The organism is Bacteroidales bacterium, assembly GCA_035299085.1.
GTDB lineage: Bacteria > Bacteroidota > Bacteroidia > Bacteroidales > UBA10428 > UBA5072.
Genome location: DATGXG010000019.1, coordinates 28,955 through 55,759 on the forward strand (window position 1 = coordinate 28,955; position 26,805 = coordinate 55,759).

Annotated in this window: 25 protein-coding genes; 9 read left to right on the plus strand and 16 right to left on the minus strand. The window is 43.1% G+C overall.

All coding sequences use genetic code 11. The features are described 5' to 3' along the window. Nucleotides 1-83: 83 nt before the first annotated feature. The 4 genes from VK179_05300 to VK179_05315 all read left to right on the plus strand — a co-directional run bounded on the left by VK179_05300 (nucleotide 84) and on the right by VK179_05315 (nucleotide 5,124). Nucleotides 84-2,204, plus strand: coding sequence for a carboxypeptidase-like regulatory domain-containing protein (locus VK179_05300; GenBank protein ID HLO58134.1), 2,121 nt, complete (start codon nucleotides 84-86; stop codon nucleotides 2,202-2,204). An 11-nt stretch (nucleotides 2,205-2,215) separates the two neighbouring features. Further along, nucleotides 2,216-2,857: a hypothetical protein gene (locus tag VK179_05305; GenBank protein HLO58135.1), complete on the plus strand. Its 642-nt coding sequence runs from the start codon at nucleotides 2,216-2,218 to the stop codon at nucleotides 2,855-2,857. A 483-nt stretch (nucleotides 2,858-3,340) separates the two neighbouring features. Then, nucleotides 3,341-4,372, plus strand: coding sequence for a histidine kinase (locus VK179_05310; GenBank protein ID HLO58136.1), 1,032 nt, complete (start codon nucleotides 3,341-3,343; stop codon nucleotides 4,370-4,372). Next, a complete protein-coding gene (locus tag VK179_05315) occupies nucleotides 4,369-5,124 on the plus strand; it encodes a LytTR family DNA-binding domain-containing protein (GenBank protein HLO58137.1) in 756 nt (251 codons plus the stop codon). The genes VK179_05310 and VK179_05315 overlap by 4 nt, the downstream gene beginning before the upstream one ends. Here VK179_05315 and VK179_05320 read toward each other — a convergent pair. Further along, entirely contained in the window at nucleotides 5,114-6,358 is a 1,245-nt protein-coding gene (locus VK179_05320) for an amino acid permease (GenBank protein HLO58138.1), read from the minus strand. The two genes, VK179_05315 and VK179_05320, sit on opposite strands and share 11 nt — an antisense overlap. A 92-nt stretch (nucleotides 6,359-6,450) precedes the next feature. Next, a complete protein-coding gene (locus VK179_05325) occupies nucleotides 6,451-7,908 on the minus strand; it encodes a hypothetical protein (protein ID HLO58139.1) in 1,458 nt (485 codons plus the stop codon). A gap of 230 nt (nucleotides 7,909-8,138) precedes the next feature. Between VK179_05325 and VK179_05330 the strand changes: the two genes are divergently transcribed. Further along, on the plus strand, nucleotides 8,139-8,375 hold the full coding sequence (locus VK179_05330) for a hypothetical protein (protein HLO58140.1): 237 nt from the start codon (nucleotides 8,139-8,141) through the stop codon (nucleotides 8,373-8,375). Nucleotides 8,376-8,780: 405 nt separating this feature from the next. Here the strand turns inward: VK179_05330 and VK179_05335 are convergent, their stop codons facing one another. The 4 genes from VK179_05335 to VK179_05350 form a co-directional block, all read right to left on the minus strand. Next, nucleotides 8,781-11,174 (minus strand): ABC transporter permease, encoded by a 2,394-nt coding sequence (locus tag VK179_05335; GenBank protein ID HLO58141.1) that lies wholly within the window; start codon nucleotides 11,172-11,174, stop codon nucleotides 8,781-8,783. A gap of 81 nt (nucleotides 11,175-11,255) precedes the next feature. Next, on the minus strand, nucleotides 11,256-11,984 hold the full coding sequence (locus VK179_05340) for a hypothetical protein (protein ID HLO58142.1): 729 nt from the start codon (nucleotides 11,982-11,984) through the stop codon (nucleotides 11,256-11,258). A gap of 70 nt (nucleotides 11,985-12,054) precedes the next feature. After that, nucleotides 12,055-13,215 carry a T9SS type A sorting domain-containing protein gene (locus VK179_05345; GenBank protein ID HLO58143.1) on the minus strand — a complete coding sequence of 387 codons (1,161 nt, stop codon included), beginning with the start codon at nucleotides 13,213-13,215 and terminating at the stop codon, nucleotides 12,055-12,057. Between the two features lie 64 nt (nucleotides 13,216-13,279). Further along, a complete protein-coding gene (locus VK179_05350; protein ID HLO58144.1) occupies nucleotides 13,280-13,510 on the minus strand; it encodes a T9SS type A sorting domain-containing protein in 231 nt (76 codons plus the stop codon). 72 nt (nucleotides 13,511-13,582) lie between these two features. Here VK179_05350 and VK179_05355 point away from each other — a divergent pair, with 72 nt between their 5' ends. Continuing rightward, on the plus strand, nucleotides 13,583-14,422 hold the full coding sequence (locus tag VK179_05355) for an alpha/beta hydrolase (GenBank protein HLO58145.1): 840 nt from the start codon (nucleotides 13,583-13,585) through the stop codon (nucleotides 14,420-14,422). A gap of 4 nt (nucleotides 14,423-14,426) precedes the next feature. Here the strand turns inward: VK179_05355 and VK179_05360 are convergent, their stop codons facing one another. Next, nucleotides 14,427-15,005 (minus strand): hypothetical protein, encoded by a 579-nt coding sequence (locus VK179_05360; GenBank protein ID HLO58146.1) that lies wholly within the window; start codon nucleotides 15,003-15,005, stop codon nucleotides 14,427-14,429. Between the two features lie 128 nt (nucleotides 15,006-15,133). On the opposite strand from VK179_05360, the gene VK179_05365 reads away from it, so the two are divergent. Next, nucleotides 15,134-16,498 carry a DUF4038 domain-containing protein gene (locus tag VK179_05365; protein ID HLO58147.1) on the plus strand — a complete coding sequence of 455 codons (1,365 nt, stop codon included), beginning with the start codon at nucleotides 15,134-15,136 and terminating at the stop codon, nucleotides 16,496-16,498. Between the two features lie 5 nt (nucleotides 16,499-16,503). Here the strand turns inward: VK179_05365 and VK179_05370 are convergent, their stop codons facing one another. From VK179_05370 to nudC, 5 genes are all read right to left on the minus strand, one after another. Then, nucleotides 16,504-16,953, minus strand: a complete 450-nt coding sequence (locus VK179_05370) for an SRPBCC domain-containing protein (GenBank protein HLO58148.1) — start codon at nucleotides 16,951-16,953, stop codon at nucleotides 16,504-16,506. Between the two features lie 162 nt (nucleotides 16,954-17,115). Further along, complete coding sequence (locus tag VK179_05375; protein HLO58149.1) at nucleotides 17,116-18,111, minus strand: glycoside hydrolase family 5 protein; 996 nt, start codon at nucleotides 18,109-18,111, stop codon at nucleotides 17,116-17,118. Nucleotides 18,112-18,170: 59 nt separating this feature from the next. Next, on the minus strand, nucleotides 18,171-19,592 hold the full coding sequence (locus tag VK179_05380; GenBank protein HLO58150.1) for an aminotransferase class V-fold PLP-dependent enzyme: 1,422 nt from the start codon (nucleotides 19,590-19,592) through the stop codon (nucleotides 18,171-18,173). Between the two features lie 215 nt (nucleotides 19,593-19,807). Further along, nucleotides 19,808-20,965 carry a T9SS type A sorting domain-containing protein gene (locus VK179_05385; protein HLO58151.1) on the minus strand — a complete coding sequence of 386 codons (1,158 nt, stop codon included), beginning with the start codon at nucleotides 20,963-20,965 and terminating at the stop codon, nucleotides 19,808-19,810. A 38-nt stretch (nucleotides 20,966-21,003) separates the two neighbouring features. Beyond that, nucleotides 21,004-21,837 (minus strand): NAD(+) diphosphatase, encoded by an 834-nt coding sequence (nudC, locus tag VK179_05390; GenBank protein HLO58152.1) that lies wholly within the window; start codon nucleotides 21,835-21,837, stop codon nucleotides 21,004-21,006. A 144-nt stretch (nucleotides 21,838-21,981) separates the two neighbouring features. On the opposite strand from nudC, the gene pepF reads away from it, so the two are divergent. After that, a complete protein-coding gene (gene pepF / locus VK179_05395; GenBank protein HLO58153.1) occupies nucleotides 21,982-23,856 on the plus strand; it encodes an oligoendopeptidase F in 1,875 nt (624 codons plus the stop codon). Nucleotides 23,857-24,085: 229 nt separating this feature from the next. Here pepF and VK179_05400 read toward each other — a convergent pair whose 3' ends face one another. From VK179_05400 to VK179_05410, 3 genes are read right to left on the minus strand one after another with little or no spacing between them, the layout of a single operon-like run. Further along, nucleotides 24,086-24,538 (minus strand): hypothetical protein, encoded by a 453-nt coding sequence (locus VK179_05400; GenBank protein HLO58154.1) that lies wholly within the window; start codon nucleotides 24,536-24,538, stop codon nucleotides 24,086-24,088. Between the two features lie 40 nt (nucleotides 24,539-24,578). Then, nucleotides 24,579-24,971, minus strand: a complete 393-nt coding sequence (locus VK179_05405) for a hypothetical protein (GenBank protein HLO58155.1) — start codon at nucleotides 24,969-24,971, stop codon at nucleotides 24,579-24,581. A gap of 9 nt (nucleotides 24,972-24,980) precedes the next feature. Further along, nucleotides 24,981-25,550, minus strand: a complete 570-nt coding sequence (locus VK179_05410) for an RNA polymerase sigma factor (protein ID HLO58156.1) — start codon at nucleotides 25,548-25,550, stop codon at nucleotides 24,981-24,983. 173 nt (nucleotides 25,551-25,723) lie between these two features. Between VK179_05410 and VK179_05415 the strand changes: the two genes are divergently transcribed. Further along, a complete protein-coding gene (locus VK179_05415) occupies nucleotides 25,724-26,074 on the plus strand; it encodes a hypothetical protein (protein ID HLO58157.1) in 351 nt (116 codons plus the stop codon). A gap of 47 nt (nucleotides 26,075-26,121) precedes the next feature. Here the strand turns inward: VK179_05415 and VK179_05420 are convergent, their stop codons facing one another. After that, nucleotides 26,122-26,799, minus strand: coding sequence for a sigma-70 family RNA polymerase sigma factor (locus tag VK179_05420; GenBank protein HLO58158.1), 678 nt, complete (start codon nucleotides 26,797-26,799; stop codon nucleotides 26,122-26,124). Between the last annotated feature and the right edge of the window lie 6 nt (nucleotides 26,800-26,805).

Sequence of the window (26,805 nt, forward strand, 5' to 3'; positions counted from 1 at the left end):
CCCCCTGAATTTCCCATTTCATTCACTTCAATTTTCATCCGGGTTCACAGCACCCTATTTTCGGGATAAAATTCAACATCCCGATGAAAACCTTTACGTTATCCTTATTTTTTTTACCGGTTGTCCTGATCTTCAATTCCTCACCGGTACTTTCGCAAACCGTTATCCGAGGCAGCGTTTCCGATCAGAAGGACAATCCCGTTGCGTATGCCAGCGTAGCCATTGCCGGCACGTATGAAGGCACAGTAACCGACGATTCCGGCCGTTTTGAAATAAAGACAAAACTTACAGGTCCCGTTCAGATTACCGTCACTTCCGTCGGACTTGAACCGGCCATCATGGATATTGATCCAGGCAAGCCGGTGTCATTTTTAAAATTCAGGCTTAAAGAGGCTTATGCATCTCTATCTCCCGCTGTGATTACTGCAGGAACATTTGCTGCAGGCGACCAGGGCAAGGCAGAGTTGTTCAAATCCCGAGACCTTGGCACTACAGCTGGTACGGCCGGCGATATACAGGCCACGATTGAAACACTTCCCGGCACTCAGCGTGTGGGGTACACCGAAGGACTTTTCGTACGCGGCGGTTCAGGAAGGGAATCGAAATACATTATGGATGGCCTTATTTTCCCTGATCCTTACTATTCCAATGTTCCCTCGCTAAAGCAACATGGACGTCTGGATCCTTTCCTGTTTTCAGGAACCACATTCAGTGCCGGAGGATATTCGGCACAATATGGCCAGGCATTGTCATCGGTGCTTATACTAAACAGCCGGGGAATGGCTGATTCTTCAAAAAGCGGAGGTGGTATTCATTGCTTTGGGGGCAATGTGTTCCATACCCAACGGTGGAACAAAGCTTCGCTGAATACCAATGTCAGCTATAACGACCTGAGCGTATACCATTCCCTCTCGGGTACAAGAACAAACTGGTTAAAATCGCCTCAGATCAAGGAATTACGCCTTGTTTTCCGGTATAAGCCCGGTAAAAACAGCATGCTTAAAATGTTTGCCGACGTCTCGGAGACTAAAACCGGGATCCGTCTGAACCACACAGAATCATTGAAGCCTGTGGATTTTACTATTACAAACCGGAATTTTATCTTCAACGGAAACTACACGACGTATCTGAAGGACGACCGGAGTTCAGTGTTTGCAGGAGCCTCCCTGTCGGGAAACTTTGATCATATCACTTATGCCGGCACACCCAAAGCACGGTCGACACAACTGGCCCAGGCAAAAGTTACCTTCAGAAACAGCCTTACTAACGATATACGGCTCCTGGCCGGTGGGGAATACCTGGGAACGTTCCTCTATGGCCGGTCAGATACCATTCACTCCGCTGTTAACGACAATTTGCTGGCCCTGTTTACCGAGGCGGAGGCCACAATAAAGGATAAATTCGCATTACGGGCAGGACTGAGATCGGAATTTTCGCAATATGCCGGAAATAACCTGGCTCCGAGAATATCCCTGGCTTACAAGTTCTCCATGGCCAGCCAGGTTTCCCTTTCTTACGGAACATTCAACCAACTTCCCGACAATATGGAAATGTTGTATAATCCACACGGGTTATCTCATGAAAAAGCATCCCATTATCTTTTCAATTACCAGTACCAACTGAACGAAAGGACCCTCAGGGCAGAGCTCTATTTTAAACACTACGGTACACTGCTGTCGGAATATGAGCCAGCGGTTGTCCTAAAGAACAACGCAGGTTATGCAAAAGGATTCGAGCTTTTTTACAGGGACAAGACAACCATTGAAAACCTCGATTGGTGGGTGTCTTATTCTTACTGCGACAGTAAAAGAAAAACAATCATTAAAAATAAGCTGGTCACTCCTGATTACATTTCAGCCCATTCGGTTACAGTGGTGGGAAAGTACTGGTTTGCCGGTCCCGGTTTTATTGCCAGTGCAAGCCTGAGTTATTCGTCACCCCGGTGGTTTGAATACCAGGATGACAGTGAGGCCCGGAAATCATTAGCTATCCCGGCCCGGTATGGGATCGATATCAGCCTCATCAAACCGGCGCTGATATTACATAAGCCTGCCCTAATCTTTCTTTCATGGCAAAACATCACCGGCTACGACAAAGTGCTTGGCTATATGCGGATTCCCAATATGGATGAGCCTTTCAGTGTATACCGGACAGAAAAACGAAGTCTTTTTATCGGAATTTTTATCAATATGTATAACGATTAATAAATCCTGTTATGAAAACAACTATTGCATTCTTCTTTTTAGCGCTAAGTGTGTCACTCAGCGCCAGATCAACCGGTGACGCATATACTGAAAATATGCTGATCGCTAAAATTATGGCTGATACAGCCTCAACCGAACAAACCCTGTTGCAGGCAGCCAACTATTTTATCCGCATTGGCGGTGTAAATACCGATCAATGGCTTCCTCACTATTATGCCGCATGGTGCTTTGCACGCATCAGTCACCTGAACCATGATGAGGATATTTGTGATAAGTGGGTCGACAGGGCACAGGAAGAAGTCGATAAGGCCTTTGACATGGCACCCGGAAATGATGAGGTCCTTGTAATGAAAGCATTTGTACTGCAGGCCCGTATGAACATTAAGCCCTTGGTACGTGGTTTCCAGTTTTTCCAGGAAACCATGGACTATTTCGACAAGGCCACCGGTATCAATCCGGCCAATCCAAGGGCTTACCTGTGGAAAGGGGTAAACCTGCTTCACACTCCCGAAGCCTTCGGCGGGGGCAAGAAAAGCGGATGCCCGCTTGTAAAGGAAGCCATTGCCCGGTTTGAAGCAGTAAGCGTTACCGATCCCATTGCGCCGGCATGGGGCTTGGAGTACGCGAGGGAAGTGGTGAAGGGCTGTGACTAGGAGCCGTCATTGCGATGACCGGTTCCTACGGTCAGAAGCAATCTGCCTGCACAGGCAAAACATTAGAAAAAGCGGCGCCGATTTCTTGGTGAAGTATTTCCTGTGCGGGCAGATTGCTTCGTCGCAATACTTTAGGGTATAATTTAAAACATTATCAAGCTCCTATTAATGACAAATTTTCGTAATTCATTGTATACTAATGAATAACCCTGAAAGGGTTCAATTTGAATAACCGCGGGTGAAACCCGTGGTACGGTGAACGATGACAAACACAACTCTGAAAGAGTTGAATTATGCATAATTTAAATTGAACCCTTTCAGGGTTCTTGTCTACTGGCATCACAATCCACGGGTTTCACCCGCGGTTATTCAGATCTCGCTACTTCGTAGCTTTTATAAAAGCCCATGGTTGTCATATCATTGGGTGATCTTAATTAGGGTTGCTTACTACTAATGACGATATAATTCTTAACTTGCCGTATCATGCACCATAATAAACCTAAAAGTTTCAGTGACAGGTGGATCCTGGTCATCGGCATACCGCTGGTAGGTATCGGCTTTCCGTTCCTTTTCGGGGCCAGACCGTCTGATCCGAATTTCCTGAAATGGATGCTTGTTTCGAATGTTACATCCATAATTACCTGGTCATTTACACGGAATGTTGTAAGCCTGATCTGGCGTTGGTTTCAATGGGAAAAGAACCCGGCCCTTCATATTATTTTCGGATTGCTCATGATCCTCCTTTTCAGCTTGTTTTGTTCCCTGCTTATCTATTTCATGGCCCGCTGGGTATTCGGCTGGGGGCCTGAATACTGGCACAACATGCGGCCTATCCGTATCGGTGTTTTCATTGTCGTCGCTATAGTTCAGCTCATTCATGAAGCCATCCTGCTTTTCTTTAAGTGGAAAGAGCAACTTACAAGAGCTGCCGACCTGGAACGTGAAAATTTGCGATCGAAGTTTGATGCCCTGAAAAACCACGTGAATCCCCATTTCCTGTTTAACAGTATGGGGACGCTCGCTTCACTCATCCGCACCGATCCAGTAAAAGCAGAAAAATATGTAGCTGAATTTTCAGGTATTTACAGGTACTTCCTCGAAGTGAACAGCAATGACCTTGTAACGCTGGGTGAAGAACTGGCATTCATCGATTCCTATATGTTCTTGCAGAAAATAAGGTTCGGGGATGGCTTCGAATACAACAATTCGGTTGAAAAACGATTTCACCCGGCATTTATTCTGCCCCTTACCCTTGAACTGCTCGTTGAAAATGCACTCAAGCATAATAAAACGAATGTTACATCGCCTCTTAAAATTGATGTGTACGTGGATGAAAAACGGAACCTGCTTGTTGTGCGGAATAACTTTCAGCCACGAATTAATCCCGAAACGACGGGTACCGGTTTGAAAAACCTGGAAGAGCGTTATAAGAGTTTCGTCGGAAAGGATATTCATCATTTTACCGATGAAACACATTTTTGTGCCGAGATACCACTGATCGGGGAGGAAAAATGAGAACAGTCATTATAGAAGACGAACTGCCACAGGCTGAACAATTGAAAAGCCTTGTAAAGGAAGTCGATCCTTCCATCGAAGTGGTTGCTATTATTCAATCCGTTGAAGAAGCAGTTGAATTCTTTCAAAGAAATGCAATTGACCTGGTATTCCTTGATATTCACCTGGCCGACGGGTTGTGTTTTGAAATTTTCGACCGTATCACTCTCACTTCTCCTGTAATTTTTACAACTGCCTACGACCAGTATGCCATTGATGCCTTCCGTCACAATGGCATTGATTACCTGCTAAAGCCGGTAACGTTGCCCGACCTGAAAAAGAGTATTTCAAAATATAGGTCGTTTACCCGGCCTGTTGCCGATTATAATGAACTCATCAATTCTATCCGCAATGCGGCGGCAGGATTGAATATGCACAAAAAAAGGTTCATTTCGCGTTCAGGCAAAAAGCTTAAAATCATCCCAACTTCAGATATTGCTTATTTCTATGCGCTGGGTGGTGGTGTTTTTCTGAAGACTTATAAAAACGAAAACCTGCTTACCGATAAAAAAATGGAGGAACTTGAACAGGAACTGGATCCTTATGAATTTTTCCGCCTCAACAGGAAAGTGATTGCCAATGTTTCCTCCATCAGGGAAATGCTTCCGTATTCGAAAAGCCGTATAAAAGTAATCCTACAGCCCCCTTTTGAAGAAGACGTCATCATCAGCTACCAGAACGTGAAGGAATTTATGAGGTGGGTTAAGAAGTAAACCAGCTATACACAAGCCCCGCCAACCCGACCAATATCCCTGCCAATGCCAGTTTGCCCACAAACGGCAGTACAGCGGCTGAGAATATAAGCGACAACCAGGCCAGGGTTTTGGCTTTTCTTCCAGGAAGCAGTTTTATTCCTGCCGCTGAGCCTACGATATAGATGATGATTGCTGCGCTGCTGGGAATAAGGAGTGCCGTTTTCAGATCCACATCCAGGAAATAATAAATCCACAGCATGACCAGTGAACTGCCTGAAAGCATCAACAGGCTTCTGTCAGGAACAGAGGTTTTTGAATTTATATGAGTAAGCCCCCGCGGAAAGCTTCCGTCTTTTGCTGCTGCGTAGATGACCCTTGACATGCCTGCCGTATAAACATTCACGGTTCCAAAAATTATAAATACTGCTACCAATGATGTGGCTACGGCCCCATACCTGCCGAACAAATTTGAAAAAATAGCTGCAAAGGGTGCCACGCTGCTTCCTGCTTTATAAGCTTGTGTGCCAATGGTAACAACCGCCATGGCTATGTAAAGCAAACCGATCAGGATCACACTCCCCACAATACTCCGGTTAAAGTCGCGTTCAGGATTTTTAAATTCTTCCGCTACATTCGATACGTTTTCATACCCCAGGTATGACCAGAATATCAGTGCAGCTACAGTGCCAATCGGGAGTATGCCATGAGGAAAAAACGGATGGAAATTTTCGGCCTGTACTTTTCCGACTGAAATAAAAATGGCACCGGCTAACAGGAAAACAATCGAAACCACTACCACCAGCTGGATATTGCTGCTGAATTTAATGCCCCTGTAATTAATAATAAATGCAAGCAGTATGATCAGGGACGAAAAAACATACAGGCCCATCCTGCTGATAGGAAAGGCGAATGAAACATACGATGCAGCTATGAGCGTAGCTGCCGGTGCTCCGGCAACATACCAAAGGGCAATGAGCCAGGCCGTAATGGAAGAAATATGCGAACCGAAACTTTCCTTCGCAAAAGAATAAATGCCGCCTGATTCGGGGTTTCGGGCTGACAGCGAGCCAAAAGTGAATGCAAAGGGATAGCTTGCCACCGAAAGCGTTATCCAGGCTATCAATGAAGCTGGCCCTGCTACATGCGCGGCGAGCCCGGGCAATACAAGAATTCCTGAACCCAGCACAGAACTCACGTATAGTGCTATGGCATGCCTTAGCGTTATAGTTTTCTGAAGGTTAGCCGAAGTCATACTTTTAAATTATACAAAGATATCGAATTCCAGCCGTTTTAATTTTTGAAACTACGACCCCCGGCATACAAAAAACACTATAGCAGGAACCCTTAAAAATATTGCTTTTTAGCTTTTATGGTAAAACTTTTACCATCTGTGGTACCTGTTAAATAAAGCTCCGAGTTGCCGGGGTTCAGGTAGCCTGATATGTTACCTAATCCGTTGCCCGAACTAATTACATTGATATTATAAAACAGGTATCCGGGAACTTCCGATCTGCCTAAAACAGGGATGTTTCCTTCCTTAACAAACAATGACATCGTTCCACTCCATGTATGCTTGTACATAGTAACAACCACATTTGTCTGGTAGGTTACTTCACTGAAACTGAGAATTACTTCGTTATCCTTAACTTCATTTATCGTAAAATAATCATCAAACTTGTTGCCTGAAGATTGATAGGTTTCATTGCCAACAGTAATTTCAAAGGAATTGAATTTCCCTATATAAAAGGGTTTCTGCGGTCCTAATGCTTTTTCAATCCTTTCCTTATCAGCCAGGTACTTTTTATGATAGATATCTGTCAGAATAGTATTAATAGAATCACTTACCGGAGTCAGATCTGAATTGGCGAATGCAAATCGTCCATTATTCATGTCAAGAATGTAATATCCGTTTTCCCAATAAATGCTGTGAAAGTTGGCAGTAACCTGTTTGAATGTGCTGTCAAGAAGCGCATACGTTAATCTATCGTGATTTTTGGCAACCAGGTATTTGTAACATTCCGAAATACTTTCATAAACACCCGGATGAACAATCTCATTGAGCTTGTTATCATACACGATTAATTGATCATTGGCACGATTATAATACGTGATGTAATCAGGATTCGAGGAATTGTTGATATTTGCAAGGGTGGGCCTGTCAAGGGGGCCGCTGATGCCATATAAATCAGTCCCTTTCCCAAGGTTAATACTCCCTTCAACGGTATCAATAAGGACTCTCAAATCCGAATCAAATAACCCTTCGCGACCGTTGTATGCTTCCTCACTACTCATCGTTCGCACCAGGATAAAATCCGGCCCTTCCATGCTTGCAAAATCTATAGCATCTCCGAGATATTTCACCTTCCTGTTGTTCAGGTTTACATACGTGGAATAATAGTATCCGGATCCATTTTTGGTTTTTTGCCACCGATAGGCAATTCCCTTAAAATTTGACCATAAATCGATTGAATAATACCTGGGTTCAAGAATGAACTTGCCCGAGGGATCGATTATGCCCCAGGCAGCCTGACCTCCTTTAATTACCGGATAGGTATATAAATCGTCAAGTTCTTCGGTTTTTGCCAGTTTATTGTCAAATCCGCCTTCTTTATAAATGACCCTTATCACTCCATACCCATTTTTTAACCAAATCAGTGTGTCTACGGCATCTGTCTTTTCTACATCACCTGTAACAGGATTCAATTGCAGTATGTACTTATTTTTAATTGCAGGCTTTTTTTCCTGGGCAAATGAACCAAAACAAAGAATCAGTGAAATTGTAAAAATGATTACTTTTTTCATGATGAATTCAGAATGAGATAGTTTAATTAATCGGAAGCCCCTGGTAACCTTTTGGAACGGGACTTTCAGTTATTTTTATAAAAATAAAAGAATTTTTTTCTCATCATACCATTCATAATTAATATCATGATCAGAAATTTTAACCCATTCTTAACATACTTTAAAAATTCCTTTCATCATTATCGGAGTAAATTTGTTATCGTAATTAGAAACCTTAATTGTTAATAGAAATGGCAACCACAACTAAAGCACAACCGAAAAGCAAACAGGCAAATACTAATAAAAACCAGGATAGCGGAAATTCCCTGAACAAAAGCAACAGGCCTGCCAATAAGAAAACTCCCAGCGAAGAAGAAATTCGTGAGAAAGCCCAGCAAATCTACAACGAGAGAATGGTAAGAGGCGAATACGGCACTGAACTTGACGACTGGCAAAGGGCGGAAGAGATTCTGATGAACGGGAAATAATTTTATCGGGTGTTGTAGAGACGCACGGCGCGTGCGTCTCTATGACAACACATTTTCACAGAGATACCACAGAGTTTCACAGAGTTTCACAGAGAAAAAATCTGTTTTCTCTGTGGTTCTCTGTATCTGCTCAGTGGTTTTCTGTGTAATTATGGCAGGAAAAACAAGCCGTCACTAGTAGCTTGACAAATCTGGCCGCTGCAATTGAATTGCCCCGGACTTCAGGCCGGGGGTATGCAATATCATAAATAACCCGTCTAATGCCTCTGTTTAGCAGAGATGGCTAAAGCCATTGACATGATGGTACTCAAAGAATAGTATCCCCGGCCTGAAGTCGCGGGGCAACTGAAGAGTCACCAAATCGTAAATCGCAAATCGTAAATCCTAAATCGTAAATCGTAAATCCTATTCATATCTCAACGCTTCCACAGGGTTGCGGCGGGCGGCTTTCCGGGATTGAAGCGAAACAGTTGCCAGTGCAATGATTATTGTAACTGCACCTGCAACAATGAATATCCAGCTGTCAAGCGATTTCTTATAGGCAAATCCCTCCAGCCACTTATGCATTCCATACCAGGCAAGAGGCATGGCTATGACGAAAGATATTAGGATCCATTTAATGAAATACCAGTTGAGCATGATCAGGATTTGAGCCACCGTGGCACCGTTTATTACCCTGATCCCGATTTCTTTGGTACGGCGCTGGGCGGAAAGCAACGACAACCCAAGCAGGCCCATACAGCTTATAAATAATGCCATAATTGTGAAAAGCGAAAGCAACCTGGCCTGTAACAATTCCTGCATATAAACATGATGATAAATAGCGCTTACCGGGCGATATTCAAAAGGATGCTCAGGAAACATTTTTTTCCAAACCCTTTCCAGATCCGATAAACCTTTATTTTCCATTCCGGGCTCAAAGGATATGATAAAATTGATCAGCCAGTAATCGCTCCTTTTGAACATCACAATCGGTTCCACTTTTTTTCTGATTCCTGAAACATGAAAATCCTCAACCACACCAATGATTTTTCCTGCAGGTAATTTCATGCTTTCATCTTCAAATAAAAGTTTAAACGATTTTCCGATAACCTCTTGCGGATCACTATATCCAAGCCGTTTGACAGCTGACTTGTTAATCATATATTCCCCTGAACCCTCATTGTCGGTGTTGGTAGGTGAAAAATCATCACCTGCAAGAAAATCCAGGTTAAACGCACTGGCAAACGAATAATCACAGGGTAAAATGCCGATCCGGTTGGCATCCGTTTCCTTATCGCTTTTCCTGTAATCTTCCATTTCGAAAGCAAACATATCGTTGGCTTCACCACCCGGGGGATCAAGCATGGCCGTGACTGAACGTACAGAGTTATATTTCAGGAGCTCCTGTTTGAAAATTCCGAATTTTGCCTGTACATTGCTGTGCACATCTTCCATACAGATCATATTACCGGCATCGTTGCCCATACTTTCTTTTAAGGCAAAACGCGTCTGACGCGACATTACAATTACCGATACGATAAGGGTAGTTGATATGGCGTACTGAACAACGATAAGACTTTTGCTTATCCCTTTCCGGTAACCGTTTGATTTTTTACTGAAGGTTGATCCCGACTGGATCCGGTTGAACTCATGTTTCAGCAAAATCAGCATGGACATGCATACACACAGCAGCGCAAACAATACTGTGATAACGATTACCACGCCGACACTGCCTTTAAACAGGTTCAATGCGAAATATTTTAAAAGTAAAACCCGGGCAAAGAAGCACAGGATGCTTCCCAGGCAAACTGACAAGCCAATGATGATTAATCCCTCAACCAGGTAATACTTAATCCTGTTAAACCCGGAAGATCCGAATACCTTGCCGATCTGAAGAAAACGGTCGCTGTATACCGCCATGCCAAGGTTCAGGTTAACATAATTGGTGAGGGAAATAAACAAAAGGATAAGTGCTGCCGCCGCAAGTGTTATAATGACAAAAATGTTTCCATTGGGCTCAATCTCCCTGAGCTTATCCGAATGAAGGTGAATATCGGCAATGGGCTGTAAATGGCCTAGCATTGTATCAGGTTTACCCAATTGCATTTTATAGAATTTGGGAAACCCGTTTACAATATCGGATGGTTCCGTTCCCGGGCGAAGCAATAAATAGGTCCATGCCCAGCCGTTAAATTCACCTTTGTCACCGGGAGTGGCAATGAATTCCGGGTGAAGATGACTGTTCTGCGGGAAATCCTGCATGACCGCTTTAACCGTAAAATCCACATTTTTGCCATAAAACTGCCCGGATGGCAAGGTAAGCGTTTGACCAACCGGGTTTGATTTTCCGAATACCTTAGTGGCGAACGTTTCTGAAATCACCAGGGAGGCCGGATCATCCAGTATTTTACCGACATTACCACTCAGCAGTTTAACATCAAAAACATCAAAAAAAGTGCTGTCGCACAGAAATGCTTCATTCACCCGAATGAACCTGTCATTGTGTTTCAAGACCCCACCCCTCACCGGCACCAGGCGTGCATAATTTTCAATCCCGGGAAAATAAGACGCCATGGCCGGGATATAGTCAGCAGTAAAAATGCGGGCAAAATGCTTTCCTTCGAAAATTCCCGGGTTTGTAACCGTAAATCGGTATATGCGGTCGGATTGCCTGTGATACCGGTCAAATGATAATTCGTTGCGGATATACAGGAGGATCAGGATTATACCTGTCAATGCCAGGGCCAGTCCTGCTATTTTTACCAGGTTAAGGAAAGGCCTTTTAAAGAGGTTTCTTAATGCAAAGGTGATATTCATGAAAGTATTCAGCCCGGTAATTTGCAGGCTAAAATGTATACACGGATGATCAACTCACCGTTCAATGGTGACCGGAAATTTTCAATCTAAACAAAGATGATTGTAAACTTCCACCAGGATCAAAAAGTTTTTGAATTTTCTCAAATCCGGATTTTTGGCGATCTCCTGCTCAATGGCGGGACAATCGCCAAAAAATTCAGAGAATACATTTTCATAATTTTCTTTTTCAACCTTAATTGGCCTTACTCCGTTTTTTGATACAAAATAACTGGAATACCTTGTTTTGCTTTCAAGTACATTGTATGAAACTTTAAAAACAGGGCCAACTGTCAATCCTTCTTTTTTGGAATACCTGAATTCAATACCATCGAATTCCGACGTTACTTCGGAAACTTCATTAGTCATTACTGTACTGCTGCGGTTTTGATACACAGCAATTTTACCGTTTATCATGCAGTTAAAAAAAACGGGGCTGCCTTTCTTCATGGAAGGCATGCTCAGATAATGTTCCTCCGGCATTTCAGCTGAACTTTCAAAATCGACAGGAAAAACAACAACTTCTGATACATCCGAAGCGGAATAGATAACCGGTGAACCTTCGTCGGGGATGAATTTTATTTCTGTCGGGTTGTTTTCAACATATTTCATCCTCCAGTTCACCCTGCCGTGCAGAGTATCCCCGTTATGAAGGATCACCAGACCTTCACCGGCAAACGGGTTTACGGGACTATCGAACTGGGCAAAAGTGCTCAAAGAAAACACCAGGCAAAGAAAAACAGCCGGCAAAACAGGTTTATAACGTATTTTCATCGGGTTTACTTAGTTGTTTAATAACGTATGGGAATTATCTATTGTTCAGTCGCAGCAAGTACAGGCGCTTTTACCTGTTAATCAGTATTTTCCCGGTTTGAGAGTATTCATTGGTCATCAGCCTGAAGATGTATGTTCCATTCGGGATTTCACGAACAGAAACAATTTCAGAATGAACCGTTTTATTCATTACCAGTTTTCCTTCAAGGGTATATAATTGCAGCCGGGCACCATCGGTTACCCCGTCAATAATGATGTAATCTTTTGAAGGATTGGGGTAAATCTGAATTTCAGGGCTTTTAATTTCGGATGTTTTGGTTTGTATGGCCGAATAATACGATTGTATGTGCATAAGCGGTTGCCATGATTCACCAGACCATGAATAGGTTACCTGGATGAGCTGATTTCCCGACTGTGTATAAGAATATTCATACTTGTAAAATTCGTCCCATTGAGAATCGTTATAAATATACTGATTAACCACTTTACCATCCTCGGGGTATTCGTATTCAAAGCGCAGATAGTCTTTCCATTGGTCTTCTTCATATTTAAGGAACAGGCTTACTGTATCTCTTCCTGAATCGTCGAAGTAATGCACCGTTTTTTCAGCAGGGCTCCAGGGAGAATCGTTACCGGTACGCTCATAATTAAGCAAAATGGAGTCTTTTCCGAAAATATTAAGCGACAAAAGACTTTTTTCCGCAGTATCCCAACGGCTAAGGTCTATATTCCAATTACTGCTTGTCCAGGCTGTTTGTACACAAGCTTCATTCCAGACAGATTCTTCCAGATTGTACTTTTCCCATTCCCTGCTGACGGTATTAAACTCATAAAGTATACTTCTGAGTTTGTTCCCCCGTTCATCAAACAAGGCATCCTCCTTTTCAGTTGTATCCCAAATGAAAGTTTCGGCATTATAACCTTCACCAATAATCATGTAGGGATAACCATCTTCATCATAAAAATAGGAATCCCTCCAGGAAGGCACCCAATGGTCGGTTTTCCAATTCGAACCCACACGCTGTAATTTTTTGCCGTTCGAATCATAGATGTAAGACTGTTTGCTTGAAGGTTTCCAGTTATCGCCCCCAAGAAAACTGCTCCAGATCATACTGTCGAGCTGCTCTTCCCCGTTTTGTGTTGGTTGCAACGGGATAGCATTTTTAGGATTCTGTGTTTTTGCCGGATAAATAAACAGCAATGAAACAAATAGAGAAAGCAATACTTTCATAATGGAAGGATTTAGGAATTAATATTTATAAGAGTTCGAATTGGCTTCGTGACCAGGTGGACAATTACCGGTTCAGCCTGAGTTTGCCTGCCTGCAGCCTTGTATCGGCCACAAGCTTGTAGTAATAAATGCTTTCCCCGAGATCTTTAATTGAAAGCTTTTCCTTATCCGAAACCTCACTGATGAGTACCATCTTACCGATCATATCGAACAACTTAAAAGTCGAAGGTTCTGAAATACCTGTTTCTATAATGATATAATCGTCGGCAGGGTTAGGATAAATCTTTAATTCCATGGATTAAAGGTAAATATTTTTAACAATTATGTAATTTTATTTAGAATTTTCAAAAACCTGATATACACTGTTATGATAAAACTGATTCTGCCTCTTATTTGCCTTATGCTCCCTTCCACGGTTATTTCACAACCAGTTGTAATACCTTTATGGGAAAAGGGTGCCCCGGGATTTGAAAACCGTAAAAACATTCCCGAGCAGGCGAAAGACTACTGGGTTAAAAGCATCAACAATCCTTCACTTACCGTATTTCTTCCCCCTGAAGGAAAATCTAACGGTTGCGCTGTAATTGTTGCACCGGGTGGAGGTTTCCGTGAACTTGTTTTTCATGCCGAAGGCGAACAGGTGGCCGAATTCCTGAATCCCCTGGGTGTTACTGTGTTTGTACTGAAATACAGGCTTCCCAATGAAGAGGGTTCACCCTATTCGATTCAGAATGTTCAGCAGGATGCTTACAGGGCAGTAAGACTGGTGAGGAGCAGGGCATCGGAATTCCAAATTGATCCAAATCGTTTAGGTATACTTGGTTTTTCAGCAGGTGGTGCCGTGGTGATGATGGTGGCATTCGACAAAGGCGACGGTGATCCGAAAGCCGCCGATCCGGTTGACCGGCTAAACGGAAGGCCAAATTTCCTGATGATGGTGTACCCGGGCGGAGATGCGCCTGCTGTTGTACCTGCCGATACGCCGCCTGCTTTTATGATCTGTGCCAATGATGATGAATACAATTGTGACGATGTAACTTTTGATTTGCTGGATAAATTCAGAAAAGCCAGTGTACCTGTTGAAGCTATATTCTTTGCCCGGGGCAAACATGCATTTAATATGGGCGACCGGTCAGAATACGCTGCCATCCGGAATTGGCCGCAACGGATGGCTGAATGGATGAGCGACAGCGGGTTTATGCAATAAGGAATCAGGGTTTGATATCAAAATAACGGAGCCCGATGACTGTTACCATTGATGAGGCAAGGGTAAGAATCAAAAGCACCCGGCCTGCCCTTTTCCAGGAAAACTGCTGATCCTTGTTGAATGAGTGAAGCCAACCGGCACAAACGGCACCTGAAAAAGCCACCAGCCATGCGATCCCAATTTCGGGCTGATTCTTGCCTAAAAAATATTCTTTGATTGTGGGTAGCGTATTGCGGATAAAAACATAAACAAAAAGATCCAGGATCCAGCTGAATACAACAAGGTATACTCCAAGCCACATGCCGTCCCTTACAGGACTGACTGTTTTGATATACCTGAAATAAACCAAATGTGATAGTAAAAAGACCCCGGCAATGTCATTGAAATTAATGATGAGGTAATACAGGATCAGTCCCTTTTCACTGAAATAAGTAAGACCATTGATCTTTTCAACCGGAAAAGCAAACCACAGGTAGAAGCCAATTATGCTTAATACCGAATAAACCAATATTACAACCATCGACATGAAGGCGAATTTTCTCAACGGGGAACTTTTGGTTCCGTGATTTGAAAGCTGTTCCATTGGAAAGGTAGTATAAAATTGATACTCAAATAAAAGACGAATGAAATGAAGGATTGATGCGTTAAAAAGAAAAATTTTTCGGTACGATTAAATCAACTATCTTAACATGTTATCTGAATTTTACCTCTATGGTTTCTGATTATTTATACCGTGTGCTTGTAGCTTCAATCCTGGTTTCAGGCGGATTTATAACGGCCCTGGCGCAGGACTCCTACGATTACCCTCTTAAAATTTCTGAAAACAACAGGTACCTGACTGACCAGGACAACCGGCCATTTTTCTGGTCGGGGGATGCTGCCTGGTCTCTAATCGCCCAGCCCGACAGTGCGGATGTGAATTTTTACCTTAACGACAGAAACAAAAAGGGATTTACTGTTCTGTTGGTAAACCTGATAGAACACAAATTCTGTTCGCATGCCCCTTCAAACTATTATAACGAACCTCCTTTCACAGGAAAGCCTTTTTCGACGCCCAATGAGGATTATTTCGCATTTGCAGATTTCGTGATAGGATCTGCAGCAAAACGCGGTATGATTGTTTTATTGTGCCCTGTGTATTTGGGATACAATTACAGCGATGAAGGATGGGCTTCAGAGGTGAAGGCAGCCTCAATTCAGGAAATGAAGTCCTGGGGTGAATACCTTGGGCAAAGGTATTCACGCTATCCTAATATAATATGGTGCATCGGTGGAGACGCCGATCCTTCGCCTTTAAAAGACAAGCTTATTGAAGTGGTAAAAGGCATCCGTGAATCTGATACGATACATCTATTTACCTCTCACAATCAACCCGAAGGAGTTCCCTCTGATTTATGGAACGGATCGGAATGGATGCGGATAAATAATGTGTATTCCTATGATAAACCGATTTACAGGCTTTGCAAAAAGGCTTATGAAATGACACCGGTGATGCCCTGGTTCATGATGGAATCGGCTTATGAAAATGAGCATAATTCAACGCCTCAGCAGCTAAGAGCACAGGCATACTGGCCGGTGTTATGCGGCAGCATGGGACATATTTTTGGCAATTGCCCGATATGGCATTATTCATCCGTTACCAATTATTGTGAACTGGTGGATTGGAAAACGCAACTTGATTTGCCGGGTTCTGTCAGTATGGATTACCTGCAGCGACTGTTCAGATCAAGGCCCTGGAATCTGCTGGTTCCGGATTTTGAGCATAAAGTTGTTGTTAGCGGGTACGGCGATTGGGGAAGTGAGAATTATTCGACAACAGCTATAACGGCTGACAGTAGTTGCATGATTGCTTATATTGTATCGGATTCGGATGTGACAGTTAATATGGAAGCTGTTTCGGGTAAAATGGTAAAAAGCTGGTGGTATAATCCGGAAACAGGTAATATCATAAGCAATGAAGAGATTGGTACTACCGGTCTCCATGTATTTAAGAAACCGACAGAAACTGACTGGGTCCTGGTGATTGATGATGCCGCTGCAGGCTACGCGCCGCCAGGTACACAACGAGTTTTTTAGAGAAATCAACCAAGGCTGATCACCGAGTCTTTTTCAATGTAACCGGCCAGTGATTCGTGAATGATCTGGTTCCAGCCGGCTTCAAAATTGACGCGGTTAAAATCCACATTATCCTGTGGAAACGACTCCAGTCCTTCATGTTTCAGACTCAAACGGCTTTCCCCGTTATCATTTTCTATCGCAAAAGTGACCAGTGAATTGCCCGGGTATCCATCATACCGCCATGTATAGGAAAGTTTCCGTTCAAAAATGACCTCAGTTACCCGGCAGATGTGAAGGTATTGCCGTCCCTCTTCCGGTCCGCCATAAAACCGGAATTCAAATCCGGCATTCGGTTTGAATCCCGGAATGTCGAAATACCACTTTTGTATTTCAGATTCGTCGGTAAGGATTTTCCACAATTTCGAAGGGTGAATAGTGAACGTCCGTTCAACAGTAACCGGTTCAGGAATCATGATATTAAAAATTTAACAATACACCAACCGGATTATAACCGTATTGTTCAATATATCCTGAAATCGCTCAAACTCTGACAGATCGCTTTCAGGTTTTCGCTCACCTCTCACCTCTCATAACTCTGCCCTACTCCTTACTCCTTACTCCTTACTCCTTACTCCCTACTTCTTATACTCCCCTCTCAGCACGCTCCTTACCAATACTCCTGAAGGATTGAGCATATCAATGGGCCAGCCGCCTTTGGCATCAGCACCGGGTTTAAGAGCTGCAGAGGATTCTTTTTTATCACAGATCGACCATGTACACCAGCTGATCTGGTTTTTGTCAAGAAAATCCCACCATTTTTCCGATTCTTCATAGTTAATAGCGCCATTACCATTGGCAAACACAGTGCCATATTCACTTACAAACAATGCCACACCATTGTCAAGCGCCTTCTGTGCTTTATCCCTCAGTTCCTGTTTGTGGGTGGATGCATAATAGTGCAGCGAATAAGCAATGTTCTTACCTTTTATAGGATTCAATGAGGCTTCATCCACGTCCTGCGACCAGGTTTTGTTTCCGCATACGATCAGGTTATCCTTATCGTATTTACGAATAGCCTTAATAACCGCTTCATGATATGGCTTGATGGAATCGGCCCATGAAACGTTGTTCAACGGCTCATTATAAGGCTCATAAATGATATTGGGGTACTTGCCGTATTTTTGGGCTATATACGTAAAGAATTCGATGGATTTCGCCGTATGACGCTGGGCATGGTGGTCGTGCCAGTCAACAAGAATGTACATTCCCAGTTTTATTGCAGCAGTCACTGCAGAATCGACCTTAGCTCTTTCCCTGTCGGGATTGGTAAGGTACCCGCCGTATTCAACAGCCATAGCAGCACGGGTAAGCGTACATTTCCAGTCGTCACGCAGCCATTTGATGCAGCTGTAATTGTAATATTTACCTATTTCCTGGCTCCAGAAAAGAGACATTCCTTTAAGCTGAACAGGATTACCGTTTTTATCCACCACCTTATTGCCTTTTACACCAAGATGGCCGTATTTTTCAACGGCAGTTTGAGCCAGCACACCGTTATGATCCATAAGGAAAAAGAATGCGGCAAGGATTGAAATAATGCAGGCTTTCTGCAGGAATTGCGGGGTTTTCATATTGTGAGTATTTGAAATTTTGTAATTCAAATATAACAAATCCCTGCAAAACCGGGTGATTAAACTTTAGTCATGGCCGGCTGGTTTGCATTTACAACCGTCCTACTCATTTCTTCCTTTGCTATCCTTATCATTATTTCAGCACACCGATCAACATCTTCCGTTGTGGTTTGCCATGAAGAAATGCTGATCCTCATAGCCGACTGGTTGTGCCATTTGGTACCTCCGCACCAGCATGTGCCTTCTTCCTGTATTCTACGAATAATCCGTGAATTATCTTCATCGTTACCAAAGGATACCATCACCTGGTTAAGGACTACGTCATTCAGTATTTCAAACCCTGCGTTTTTCAGTTTTTCAGCAAACAGGACTGCTGCATCGCAACTGCTTCTGATCAAATCAGCCACTCCTTTTTTACCCAATCCTCGTAATGCAGCCCAAATTTCAGTTCCACGGGCACGCCTCGACATTTCAGGAACGAAAATCGAAGGATCCCTGCTTCCATCCTGGATGAGGTATGAGGCATTCTGGGTCATGGCAGCTGTAAGCGATTTTGTATCTTTAACAAAAGCCAGTCCGCTGTCATAAGGTGTATTCAGCCATTTGTGGGCGTCTGTAGCCCATGAATCCGCTTTTTCCAGGCCAGCAGTGAGGTTTCCCTTCTCCGGAAGAGTCAGTGCCCACAGCCCGAAAGCCCCGTCAACATGCACCCAGGCATCATACTGATGAGCAAGGTCGCAGATCTGGCCGGCAGGATCAAACGCTCCTGTGTGTATATTTCCCGCCTGCAGGCAAACTATTGCAGGACCATGAAGTTTCGGAAAACAGTCGGGTCGCATTCTTCCCTGGCTGTCACAGGGAACCCTGACAACCCTGTTTCTTCCCAGTCCAAGGTGACTCAGCGCCTTAAACAGGCTCACATGCGCTTCTTCGCCTACTACTACAGTCAATGGAGGAGCTCCGTATAATCCGTTTTCCTCCACATTCCACCCTTCCCTTGCCAGAACAGCATGCCGTGCTGCAGCCAGGGCGGTGAAATTAGCCATGGTGGCACCGGTAACAAATCCCACTTCGGTTTCCTTTGGCAAATGAAGTAAATCAATGAGCCATTTCCTGCTAACCCTTTCGAGAGCAGAGGAAACAGGGGATAAAATCTCAAGACCTGCATTCTGATCCCATACTCCCGCCATTAAATTTGCTCCCAGGGCAGCAGGAAGTGTTCCCCCGACAACAAAACCAAAAAAACGACCACCGGTATTGAGCATCGTTGCAGGGGATCCCAGCGAATGGAGTTCCTTCAGCACATCGTGTGCATCAAGCGGATCATTTTGAAGTTCTGCATCCAGCTTAGACAGATTTTTCAATGCTTCAGCACCCGGAGCTACGCTCCTGGAACCGGCTGTTTTAATATAGTCTTTTGCATTTTCAGAAAACAAATCGATTATTTCTGAATACTTCCGGATTACCTGTTCCTTTTTCATATAAGTTGATTTGGTTTAACGGCCATTTGAAAATTCAAAAAGGATAACAATTGAGACTAAAAAAGGTCGGAAGTTGTTACTATTGTTAAACACAAGGCACCGTAAAGCCTTAGGCTTTGCCCATAGCCGTCAACACTCGCACATGTCAAATCCAACCGCTAACGCGAGTAGCATTATAATCACCTGTTTTCCAAATAGTACCAACTTTAATGCTTTCAGCGAATTACTATTTTTCCGCTGAAAACATCATTCCCCATATGCAATTGATACAGGTATAATCCGTGCGATAAATACGAAACCGGAATGGAATAACCGGAAGTAACCAGCTGCTGCAACATTCTTTTCCCATTCAGATCATATAGCTCAAAAATCGCCGGTGTAGTTGAATCTGTTAATTTAATCTGAATGCATTCACTGGCAGGGTTTGGGAAAACAATCAAACCGGAATTCACAACGTTGTTGTTTTTGGTGGATTCACCTTCATAGTAGTTTTGATCCTGAAAAACCGGCACCCATTTATCCAGGCTGGTATCCCAACTAAACCATGTGCTCAATACTGTTTTGCCATTGGTGCCGGGTATATATTCTGTCCGTGCGACTTCCTGCCAATCCCCGTCAATCCATTTGTAGGTTGTCAGTGAAGTTCTGAATCCGTTTTCATCAAATTCGCTGTGGTCAATAAATTCTGTTTCCCCATAATTATGATAGGCAATAAGGGTATCATTCCCATTCTCATCATAATAATAATCATATGTATACCAACTCTCCCAATTGCTACCGGATGTGTTCCATTTGAAGTATTCGCCTGTTGAATCTTTGCCCGAACTGTTCATCTTCATTCTGCACAGATAACTGGAATCCCATGCAGAAGCCTGTGCATTCCAGTTAAATGTAATATACGTGATCTCATCTCCGGATTCATTATAATCATACTCACCTTTCATGGCATGATACCATTCATGATTTGCCGGATCCCAGCTATCATAAACCCAACTGTAAATGGCATTATTAATATATAACCGGGTATAATTCGATACCGTATCCCACTTGTCTGTGGCCGGATTGAGCGCGAAACGGAATTCCGATGTCATATTTCCATTCGCATCATAGCTATGATATGTATGAATCATTTGTTGCCAGGATATGGCTACAGTATCCCAATAAAATTGCATCGTTTCGGTCTTTCTTCCATTCTCATCATATGAAAATACCAGTTTGGAAGAAGGCATCCAGGTATTTTGTTTCTGAACGCGTGATATAGTGCTGTCCGGATTGTCATTAGATTCATTTGCAGTTTTGTAAGGAGAGAGGGTCTGTGTCTTTACCGGAAATGAAAGCAACAGAAGTACAGAAAAAAGGATTATTGGTTTCATAGTTTTTGAGATATGGGGATTTAAAAATATAAAAATTTTTAAAGCTCCCCACTTTCAAATCTCTCAATCATTTCACCTGCAATACTAATTTCCGAAGGAGAATGCTGCGGCAGTGAACCGCGTTCAAACCACGCCGCGCCGGCGATCTCTTTTTCATCAATAGTTATAGGCCGGGTATCGTCAGCCTCTGCAATAAAACCAATCATCATGGAACCCGATAACGGCCATGGCTGGCTTTTGTAATACCGGATATTGAACACATCAATCCCGACTTCCTCCTTTACTTCCCTTACAACCGTTTCTTCTAGCGATTCGCCAATATCGGCATACCCGGCTATAAGCGAATAGAACCCTCCCCTGAAATTTACTCCTTTAGCTAACAGTATTTTATTTCCACAAATTATGGCCACTATGATCGCGGGTGATATCCGCGGGTAAACTGTATTTTTACATTCAGTGCAAACCAGTGCTCTTTCATCGGTTTTATGCGACATAGAAGATCCGCATTTCCCGCAAAATTGGTTTTGATCGTACCAGTGCATAATTTGATGCGCCACAAGTGAAGCCCATGCAATTTCTTTTTGCCGGGCTGTACGAAAGAATGTCATTTCATAGAAAACAAAACTTTCATCCTCCGGCAATACAGAATCCCCGGCCAGGTAGCACCTCGAGTTGTCAAGTGAAAATAAATATACAGCGGATTCTAAGGTACCCTTGAAATATTTTTTGGTGGGTATCTCCAACTCATCGCCGGTTTGTCTCAGCAAAATTTTATCATTTCTGAAAACGAATATAAAATCATTGTCATTGGTTGCAATTGCAGCTTCTGTGAATCGGTTGTTTAAAAAATGCGGGTAGATGTCCTGGATCATGTATTGATGCTTTCAGTTTTTACAAAATTAATATCTTCCTCTTTTTAAGCTATTTTTCATGTACAGAACAATTTCAACAAACAGAGGTTATTTAGATATTTATTGCAATTTTGTGGTATTCAAACATCATTCAAATCCGAATTTATGCAAAGGAATATTACGGGCATTGCCCTCGGTGCATTGCTAATTGTATCAGTTTCCCTGTCGGGCCAGACCAGGGAAAGAAGTAAGATCGATCCGAAATACACCTGGAACCTGGCTGAGATTTATCCTACCGAAGCGGCATGGACAGCAGCCAAGGATGAAGTGGTAAGTAAAATCCCTGTTTTAAAGTCTTATAAGGGAAAGCTGGGTTCATCCTCTCAAACCCTGCTCGAATTCATGAATACCTATTTCGATTTCTATAAGTTATATAACCGGGTATATTCGTATGCATCCATGAAATCGGATGAGGATCTTGGCAACAACAATTATCAGTCGATGATCCAGATTATGCGCCAGGTAGATCCCCTGATCGGGGCAGCCACAGCCTATTCAAGGCCTGAACTACTCTCCGTCGGAAAGGAAAAAATTGACAGGTTTGTTGCTGAAAATAAAGGATTAGCTGTTTACCGGATGTACTTTGATGACCTTTTCAGACAGCAGAAACATATGCTGTCAGAACCTGAGGAAAAAATCCTAGCTCAGGCTTCGGCAGTACTTAGCGCACCACAAAGCATTTTCAGCGTATTCATTAACAATGACCTTCCATATCCCGAAGCGATACTGTCAACAGGTGACACGGTGCTTGTCAATATTGCCGGATATAACAAATACAGGGCATCGCCGGTACGATCCGACCGGGAACTGGTTTTCAGAACTTTCTGGTCGACTATGCAGAAATTTGAATCCACGTTTTCAGAGCAATTGCTCGGCGGTGTTAATGCCAATATTTTCATGGCCCGTTCCCGCAATTATGAAACAGCCCTGGAAGCCGCAGTAGACCGTTATAATATACCACCGACCGTTTACCGGAAACTTATTGAAAACGTAAATAAGAACCTGCCTGTTTTCTACCGTTACCTTGAACTGCGGAAACGGCTTCTGGGCGTTGACACGTTGAAATACTCGGACATTTACGCCCCGGTTGTGGGCAAAATTAACCTCGAATACAGTTTCGACCAGGCAAAGGATCTTATCGTAAAATCGCTCTCGCCATTGGGACCGGATTATCAATCTATAATCGCAAAAGCGTTTAATGAACGATGGCTCGACGTGTATCCTACCCCGGGTAAAAGATCAGGCGCTTATTCAAACGGATCGGTGTATGACGTGCATCCTTATATGCTGCTTAACTTTAACGGGCAATATACCGATGTAAGCACAACGGCACATGAACTGGGCCACACCATGCAGAGTTACCTGTCGAATAAAAACCAGCCTTACCCGCTTGCCGATTACCCGATTTTTACTGCCGAAGTCGCCTCCACATTCAACGAGGTCCTTTTGAATGATTACCTGGTTAAGAACATCACGGATGACAATACCCGCCTTGCTTTGCTGATGAGCAACCTCGACAATTTCAAGAGCACCCTGTTCAGGCAGACCCAGTTTGCCGAATTTGAGCTGGCTATCCATGAGCTTGCTGAAGCCGGCAAGCCATTGACAAGTGATGTGCTGAATGATACATATGGTGCGATTATCCGAAAGTATTACGGTCACGATAAAGGTATCTGCATCATCGATAAACTTTATAATAACGAATGGTCATTCATTCCTCATTTCTACTATAATTTTTATGTTTACCAGTATGCCACTTCATTCACCGCGTCAACAGCCCTGGCAGGAAATGTAATTAATGGCGACAAGGCAAGCACTCAGAAATACCTGGCTTTCTTATCGGCAGGCGGATCGAAATACCCGATTGACCTGTTAAAGGACGCCGGTGTGGATATGACAACCGATATCCCATTCTCCAAAACCATTGAAATGATGAATAAAACAATGGATGAGGTGGAGAAGATACTGGATAAGAAGTAGAAATCAGTATTCGGTATTCCGTAATCGGTATTTTCAGTTCGGCTTAGGCTGTGCCAGGCGAAGGCTGTGACTTCGTCTCAGTTCGGCTAAGGCTCTGCCTTAGTCGATTTTATCTATGCAGGCTATGCCTGCATCAAGTATAAAAGCCAGGCTGAGCCTGGCAGGATATGTTCGACTAAGGCAGAGCCTTAGCCGAACCAGGTCTGAACGAAATCTCCGCTCAGAATGACTACTGCTTTACGTATACCTCAATATTCAGCCGGTTCACGCCTTTTTCAGGAATGACTTCCATACCTTTCTGAATGAGGGTATCGTTTTTAACGGTCACAACGAAGGAGAAATCATGCCCTTCCCAGCCCCTGTCGTTGCAATACTCGAGATGTTCGGTATACAGGCTGTCCTTTAGAGTATAAGCACCTCCGCCTGCCACAAAAACAGCTGATGAATCGGCCCCATGGTTCAGATCGTGCTGCAGGAAAGCAAAGTGATCATCATTGATAATCTTAATGAATGATACGCCGGTTGTATATTGAGTCACCGTTGTATCACCGTTTTCAATGAGTGTGCCGGATAACAGTTTCCAGGTGCCGTTAAGGACTGAAGTCTGTTTAGTTGATTCAGATTTGGGGTCGCAGGATACAAGGATCAGGCAGCATGCAAGAAATGACAATACGGTTTTCATGGCTCGGGTTTTTTGTGAAAATAGGAATAAAACCAATGTCTTATCCTATCCGGCTCAACTTTGTATTCAATCCGTTGCTTTTAATCCGGTTGATATATTTGAATATCAACTGATCGAATAAAACAATAACAAATACGGATGCCAGCAATACTACAATCAGCTGCTTGTATTTCATGCCGAAGCCAATGATTTGCTTCACCAGTTGGTTTTGTCCCATCCAATACAGAACACCAGTTAGTATTCCCAGGCTTCCTGCCACAATACCTGTTTTTGCTGACAATTCAATCACAAGTTCACGCCACATCAACCTTCTTTCAATTTTCCTGATTGTGGCTTCAGCCAGGGAAGAAGGAATTTTATAACCGGGATCCGATCCCAGTGCTTCCCTGATCAGGGCATTCATTTCAGTGTTTGAATACGGTTCGGTTTTCATATTCTTTCCTTAAAACTGGTTCATAATTTCTGCAATGTCAGGCACAGCCTGTGTGAGAATTTGCCTCAGCGAGTCACGGCCCCTGCTGATGTAACTTTTAACAGTGCCTTCCGGCATACCGGTAATAATAGATATATCCCTATATGAATGATCATCCAGGTGAAACAGGGTAATTACGGTTCTGAATGCCGGTGGCAATTTTTCAATAGCCGATAACAGCAATTTGTTTAAATCCTCATGCTCATTTGTAGCGAACTCGGATTTTATGTTCTGAACGGCTTTAAAGTCATTCTCAATATCGGTGTAAATCGAATTCAGTTTTTTCTTTCTCAGGTAATCCACACAAACATGGTGCGCAATGGATCCTATCCATGTTGAAAGTTTGGCTTCCTCCCTGAATTTCCGGATTCCTTTAAATACCCGTAAAAACACTTCCTGGAAAAGATCCTCATTGTCGGAATTCCGCCCCGTCATCGAAATGATAATATGCCAGATCAAATTCCGGTGATTATTCACCATCTGACTGACAGCCGATATATCCCCGTCTTTAATCCGTTGTATTAATAAGCGATCGTCCATATGTTTAACCTGACAGCGTCCGAAATTTTAAAACGCTGACAGGTCTCCGACGCTGTCAGGTTTTAAAATTAGTCTGCCGACCTGTAAAAAAGTTGCATGAAATTTAAGAATGTTTTCTGCAACTTTTGTGAAATCTTTCCGACTCATACTTCAAACATTTAAATCATAAAAAAATGGAACAAGTATTAGGAATTGCAGTTGTTTTCACAGGCATTTATATGATTATTAAAGTCTTCACCGATTTCCTGCTGAGAAGAAAGCTGATCATTAAAGATCATATTGACAAAGCCGGCATTCTTGAACAGCATGTGGTTGAAGAAAGAACGTACCCGACATTAAAATGGGGTTTAATTGTACTTTTCGGAGGATTGGGCTTGCTGATCATTGCGCTGACAAACCCGACAGGATTGCATGAATACGAATTTGATGCAAGAACTTCATTCCTCAATATGGGGATTGAACTGATCTGTATTTCCGCCGGTTTCCTGCTGAGCTTTGTGATAACCAGGATGATGAAGAAGTAATGATTCAGATCCCGGAAGGTTTATAACAATCTTCCGGGATCTTGCTTTCAGAATTTATCTTTCTGATTGATCAATATGGAATTCATCACCCTTTTAACCATCCGGTCGCAGAATACCTGGTTAAACTCAAAAATTTCTTCCGGGCTGTAGGTCTTTTCAATTTCTTTCCTCAACATAAGCCTTGCACGGTTTAAACGGACTTTTACATTCGCTTCGCTTAACTTCAGTATTTCCGCTGTTTCAGCAACACTCAGTCCGCTTAACTCCCGCATCGAAAACACAAGCCTGTAATCTTCAGGAATTGCGGAGAGCGCTTTTTCAATAACAGCATTCAATTCTTTATTCACAACAATAGCATTTACATCATTTGATTTTGGAACCGTAAATACCGGATTGTTATTGAAATCCCGGGCCTCTTCAAAAAGATAACTGTGTTTATGCGTCTTCCGGTAACAGTTATTCAGCATAATACTAATAATCCATGTTTTAAAGGTTGCCCTCCCTTCGAACCGCGAAAGATTCACAAAGGCATCTATAAATGTGTCCTGCATGAGGTCCTGGGTAGTTTCATGATCCAGGTTATAGGACCGCCCGGTTTTATAAAGATACGGGTTGTACCTTCGGATAAGGATTTCAAAAAGCCCTGTGTGGCCATCCAGGATCTTCCTTATAATTTCATTGTCGGATAAGGCAGTCGTTGTCATTTCCAATGATTCTTTCATCATAAAGAA

What these genes read in the sequence shown, in the direction of transcription:
- VK179_05410 (HLO58156.1), bottom strand. Translation starts at nt 25,550, where the DNA reads ATGGACGATCGCTTATTAATACAACGGATTAAAGACGGGGATATATCG.
- VK179_05340 (HLO58142.1), bottom strand. Translation starts at nt 11,984, where the DNA reads ATGAAAATACGTTATAAACCTGTTTTGCCGGCTGTTTTTCTTTGCCTG.
- VK179_05400 (HLO58154.1), bottom strand. Translation starts at nt 24,538, where the DNA reads ATGAAAACCGTATTGTCATTTCTTGCATGCTGCCTGATCCTTGTATCC.
- VK179_05385 (HLO58151.1), bottom strand. Translation starts at nt 20,965, where the DNA reads ATGAAACCAATAATCCTTTTTTCTGTACTTCTGTTGCTTTCATTTCCG.
- nudC (HLO58152.1), bottom strand. Translation starts at nt 21,837, where the DNA reads ATGATCCAGGACATCTACCCGCATTTTTTAAACAACCGATTCACAGAA.
- VK179_05320 (HLO58138.1), bottom strand. Translation starts at nt 6,358, where the DNA reads ATGACTTCGGCTAACCTTCAGAAAACTATAACGCTAAGGCATGCCATA.
- VK179_05350 (HLO58144.1), bottom strand. Translation starts at nt 13,510, where the DNA reads ATGGAATTAAAGATTTATCCTAACCCTGCCGACGATTATATCATTATA.
- VK179_05330 (HLO58140.1), top strand. Translation starts at nt 8,139, where the DNA reads ATGGCAACCACAACTAAAGCACAACCGAAAAGCAAACAGGCAAATACT.
- VK179_05335 (HLO58141.1), bottom strand. Translation starts at nt 11,174, where the DNA reads ATGAATATCACCTTTGCATTAAGAAACCTCTTTAAAAGGCCTTTCCTT.
- VK179_05375 (HLO58149.1), bottom strand. Translation starts at nt 18,111, where the DNA reads ATGAAAACCCCGCAATTCCTGCAGAAAGCCTGCATTATTTCAATCCTT.
- VK179_05300 (HLO58134.1), top strand. Translation starts at nt 84, where the DNA reads ATGAAAACCTTTACGTTATCCTTATTTTTTTTACCGGTTGTCCTGATC.
- pepF (HLO58153.1), top strand. Translation starts at nt 21,982, where the DNA reads ATGCAAAGGAATATTACGGGCATTGCCCTCGGTGCATTGCTAATTGTA.
- VK179_05315 (HLO58137.1), top strand. Translation starts at nt 4,369, where the DNA reads ATGAGAACAGTCATTATAGAAGACGAACTGCCACAGGCTGAACAATTG.
- VK179_05380 (HLO58150.1), bottom strand. Translation starts at nt 19,592, where the DNA reads ATGAAAAAGGAACAGGTAATCCGGAAGTATTCAGAAATAATCGATTTG.
- VK179_05360 (HLO58146.1), bottom strand. Translation starts at nt 15,005, where the DNA reads ATGGAACAGCTTTCAAATCACGGAACCAAAAGTTCCCCGTTGAGAAAA.
- VK179_05305 (HLO58135.1), top strand. Translation starts at nt 2,216, where the DNA reads ATGAAAACAACTATTGCATTCTTCTTTTTAGCGCTAAGTGTGTCACTC.
- VK179_05325 (HLO58139.1), bottom strand. Translation starts at nt 7,908, where the DNA reads ATGAAAAAAGTAATCATTTTTACAATTTCACTGATTCTTTGTTTTGGT.
- VK179_05370 (HLO58148.1), bottom strand. Translation starts at nt 16,953, where the DNA reads ATGATTCCTGAACCGGTTACTGTTGAACGGACGTTCACTATTCACCCT.
- VK179_05420 (HLO58158.1), bottom strand. Translation starts at nt 26,799, where the DNA reads ATGATGAAAGAATCATTGGAAATGACAACGACTGCCTTATCCGACAAT.
- VK179_05355 (HLO58145.1), top strand. Translation starts at nt 13,583, where the DNA reads ATGATAAAACTGATTCTGCCTCTTATTTGCCTTATGCTCCCTTCCACG.
- VK179_05405 (HLO58155.1), bottom strand. Translation starts at nt 24,971, where the DNA reads ATGAAAACCGAACCGTATTCAAACACTGAAATGAATGCCCTGATCAGG.
- VK179_05415 (HLO58157.1), top strand. Translation starts at nt 25,724, where the DNA reads ATGGAACAAGTATTAGGAATTGCAGTTGTTTTCACAGGCATTTATATG.
- VK179_05365 (HLO58147.1), top strand. Translation starts at nt 15,134, where the DNA reads ATGGTTTCTGATTATTTATACCGTGTGCTTGTAGCTTCAATCCTGGTT.
- VK179_05345 (HLO58143.1), bottom strand. Translation starts at nt 13,215, where the DNA reads ATGAAAGTATTGCTTTCTCTATTTGTTTCATTGCTGTTTATTTATCCG.
- VK179_05310 (HLO58136.1), top strand. Translation starts at nt 3,341, where the DNA reads ATGCACCATAATAAACCTAAAAGTTTCAGTGACAGGTGGATCCTGGTC.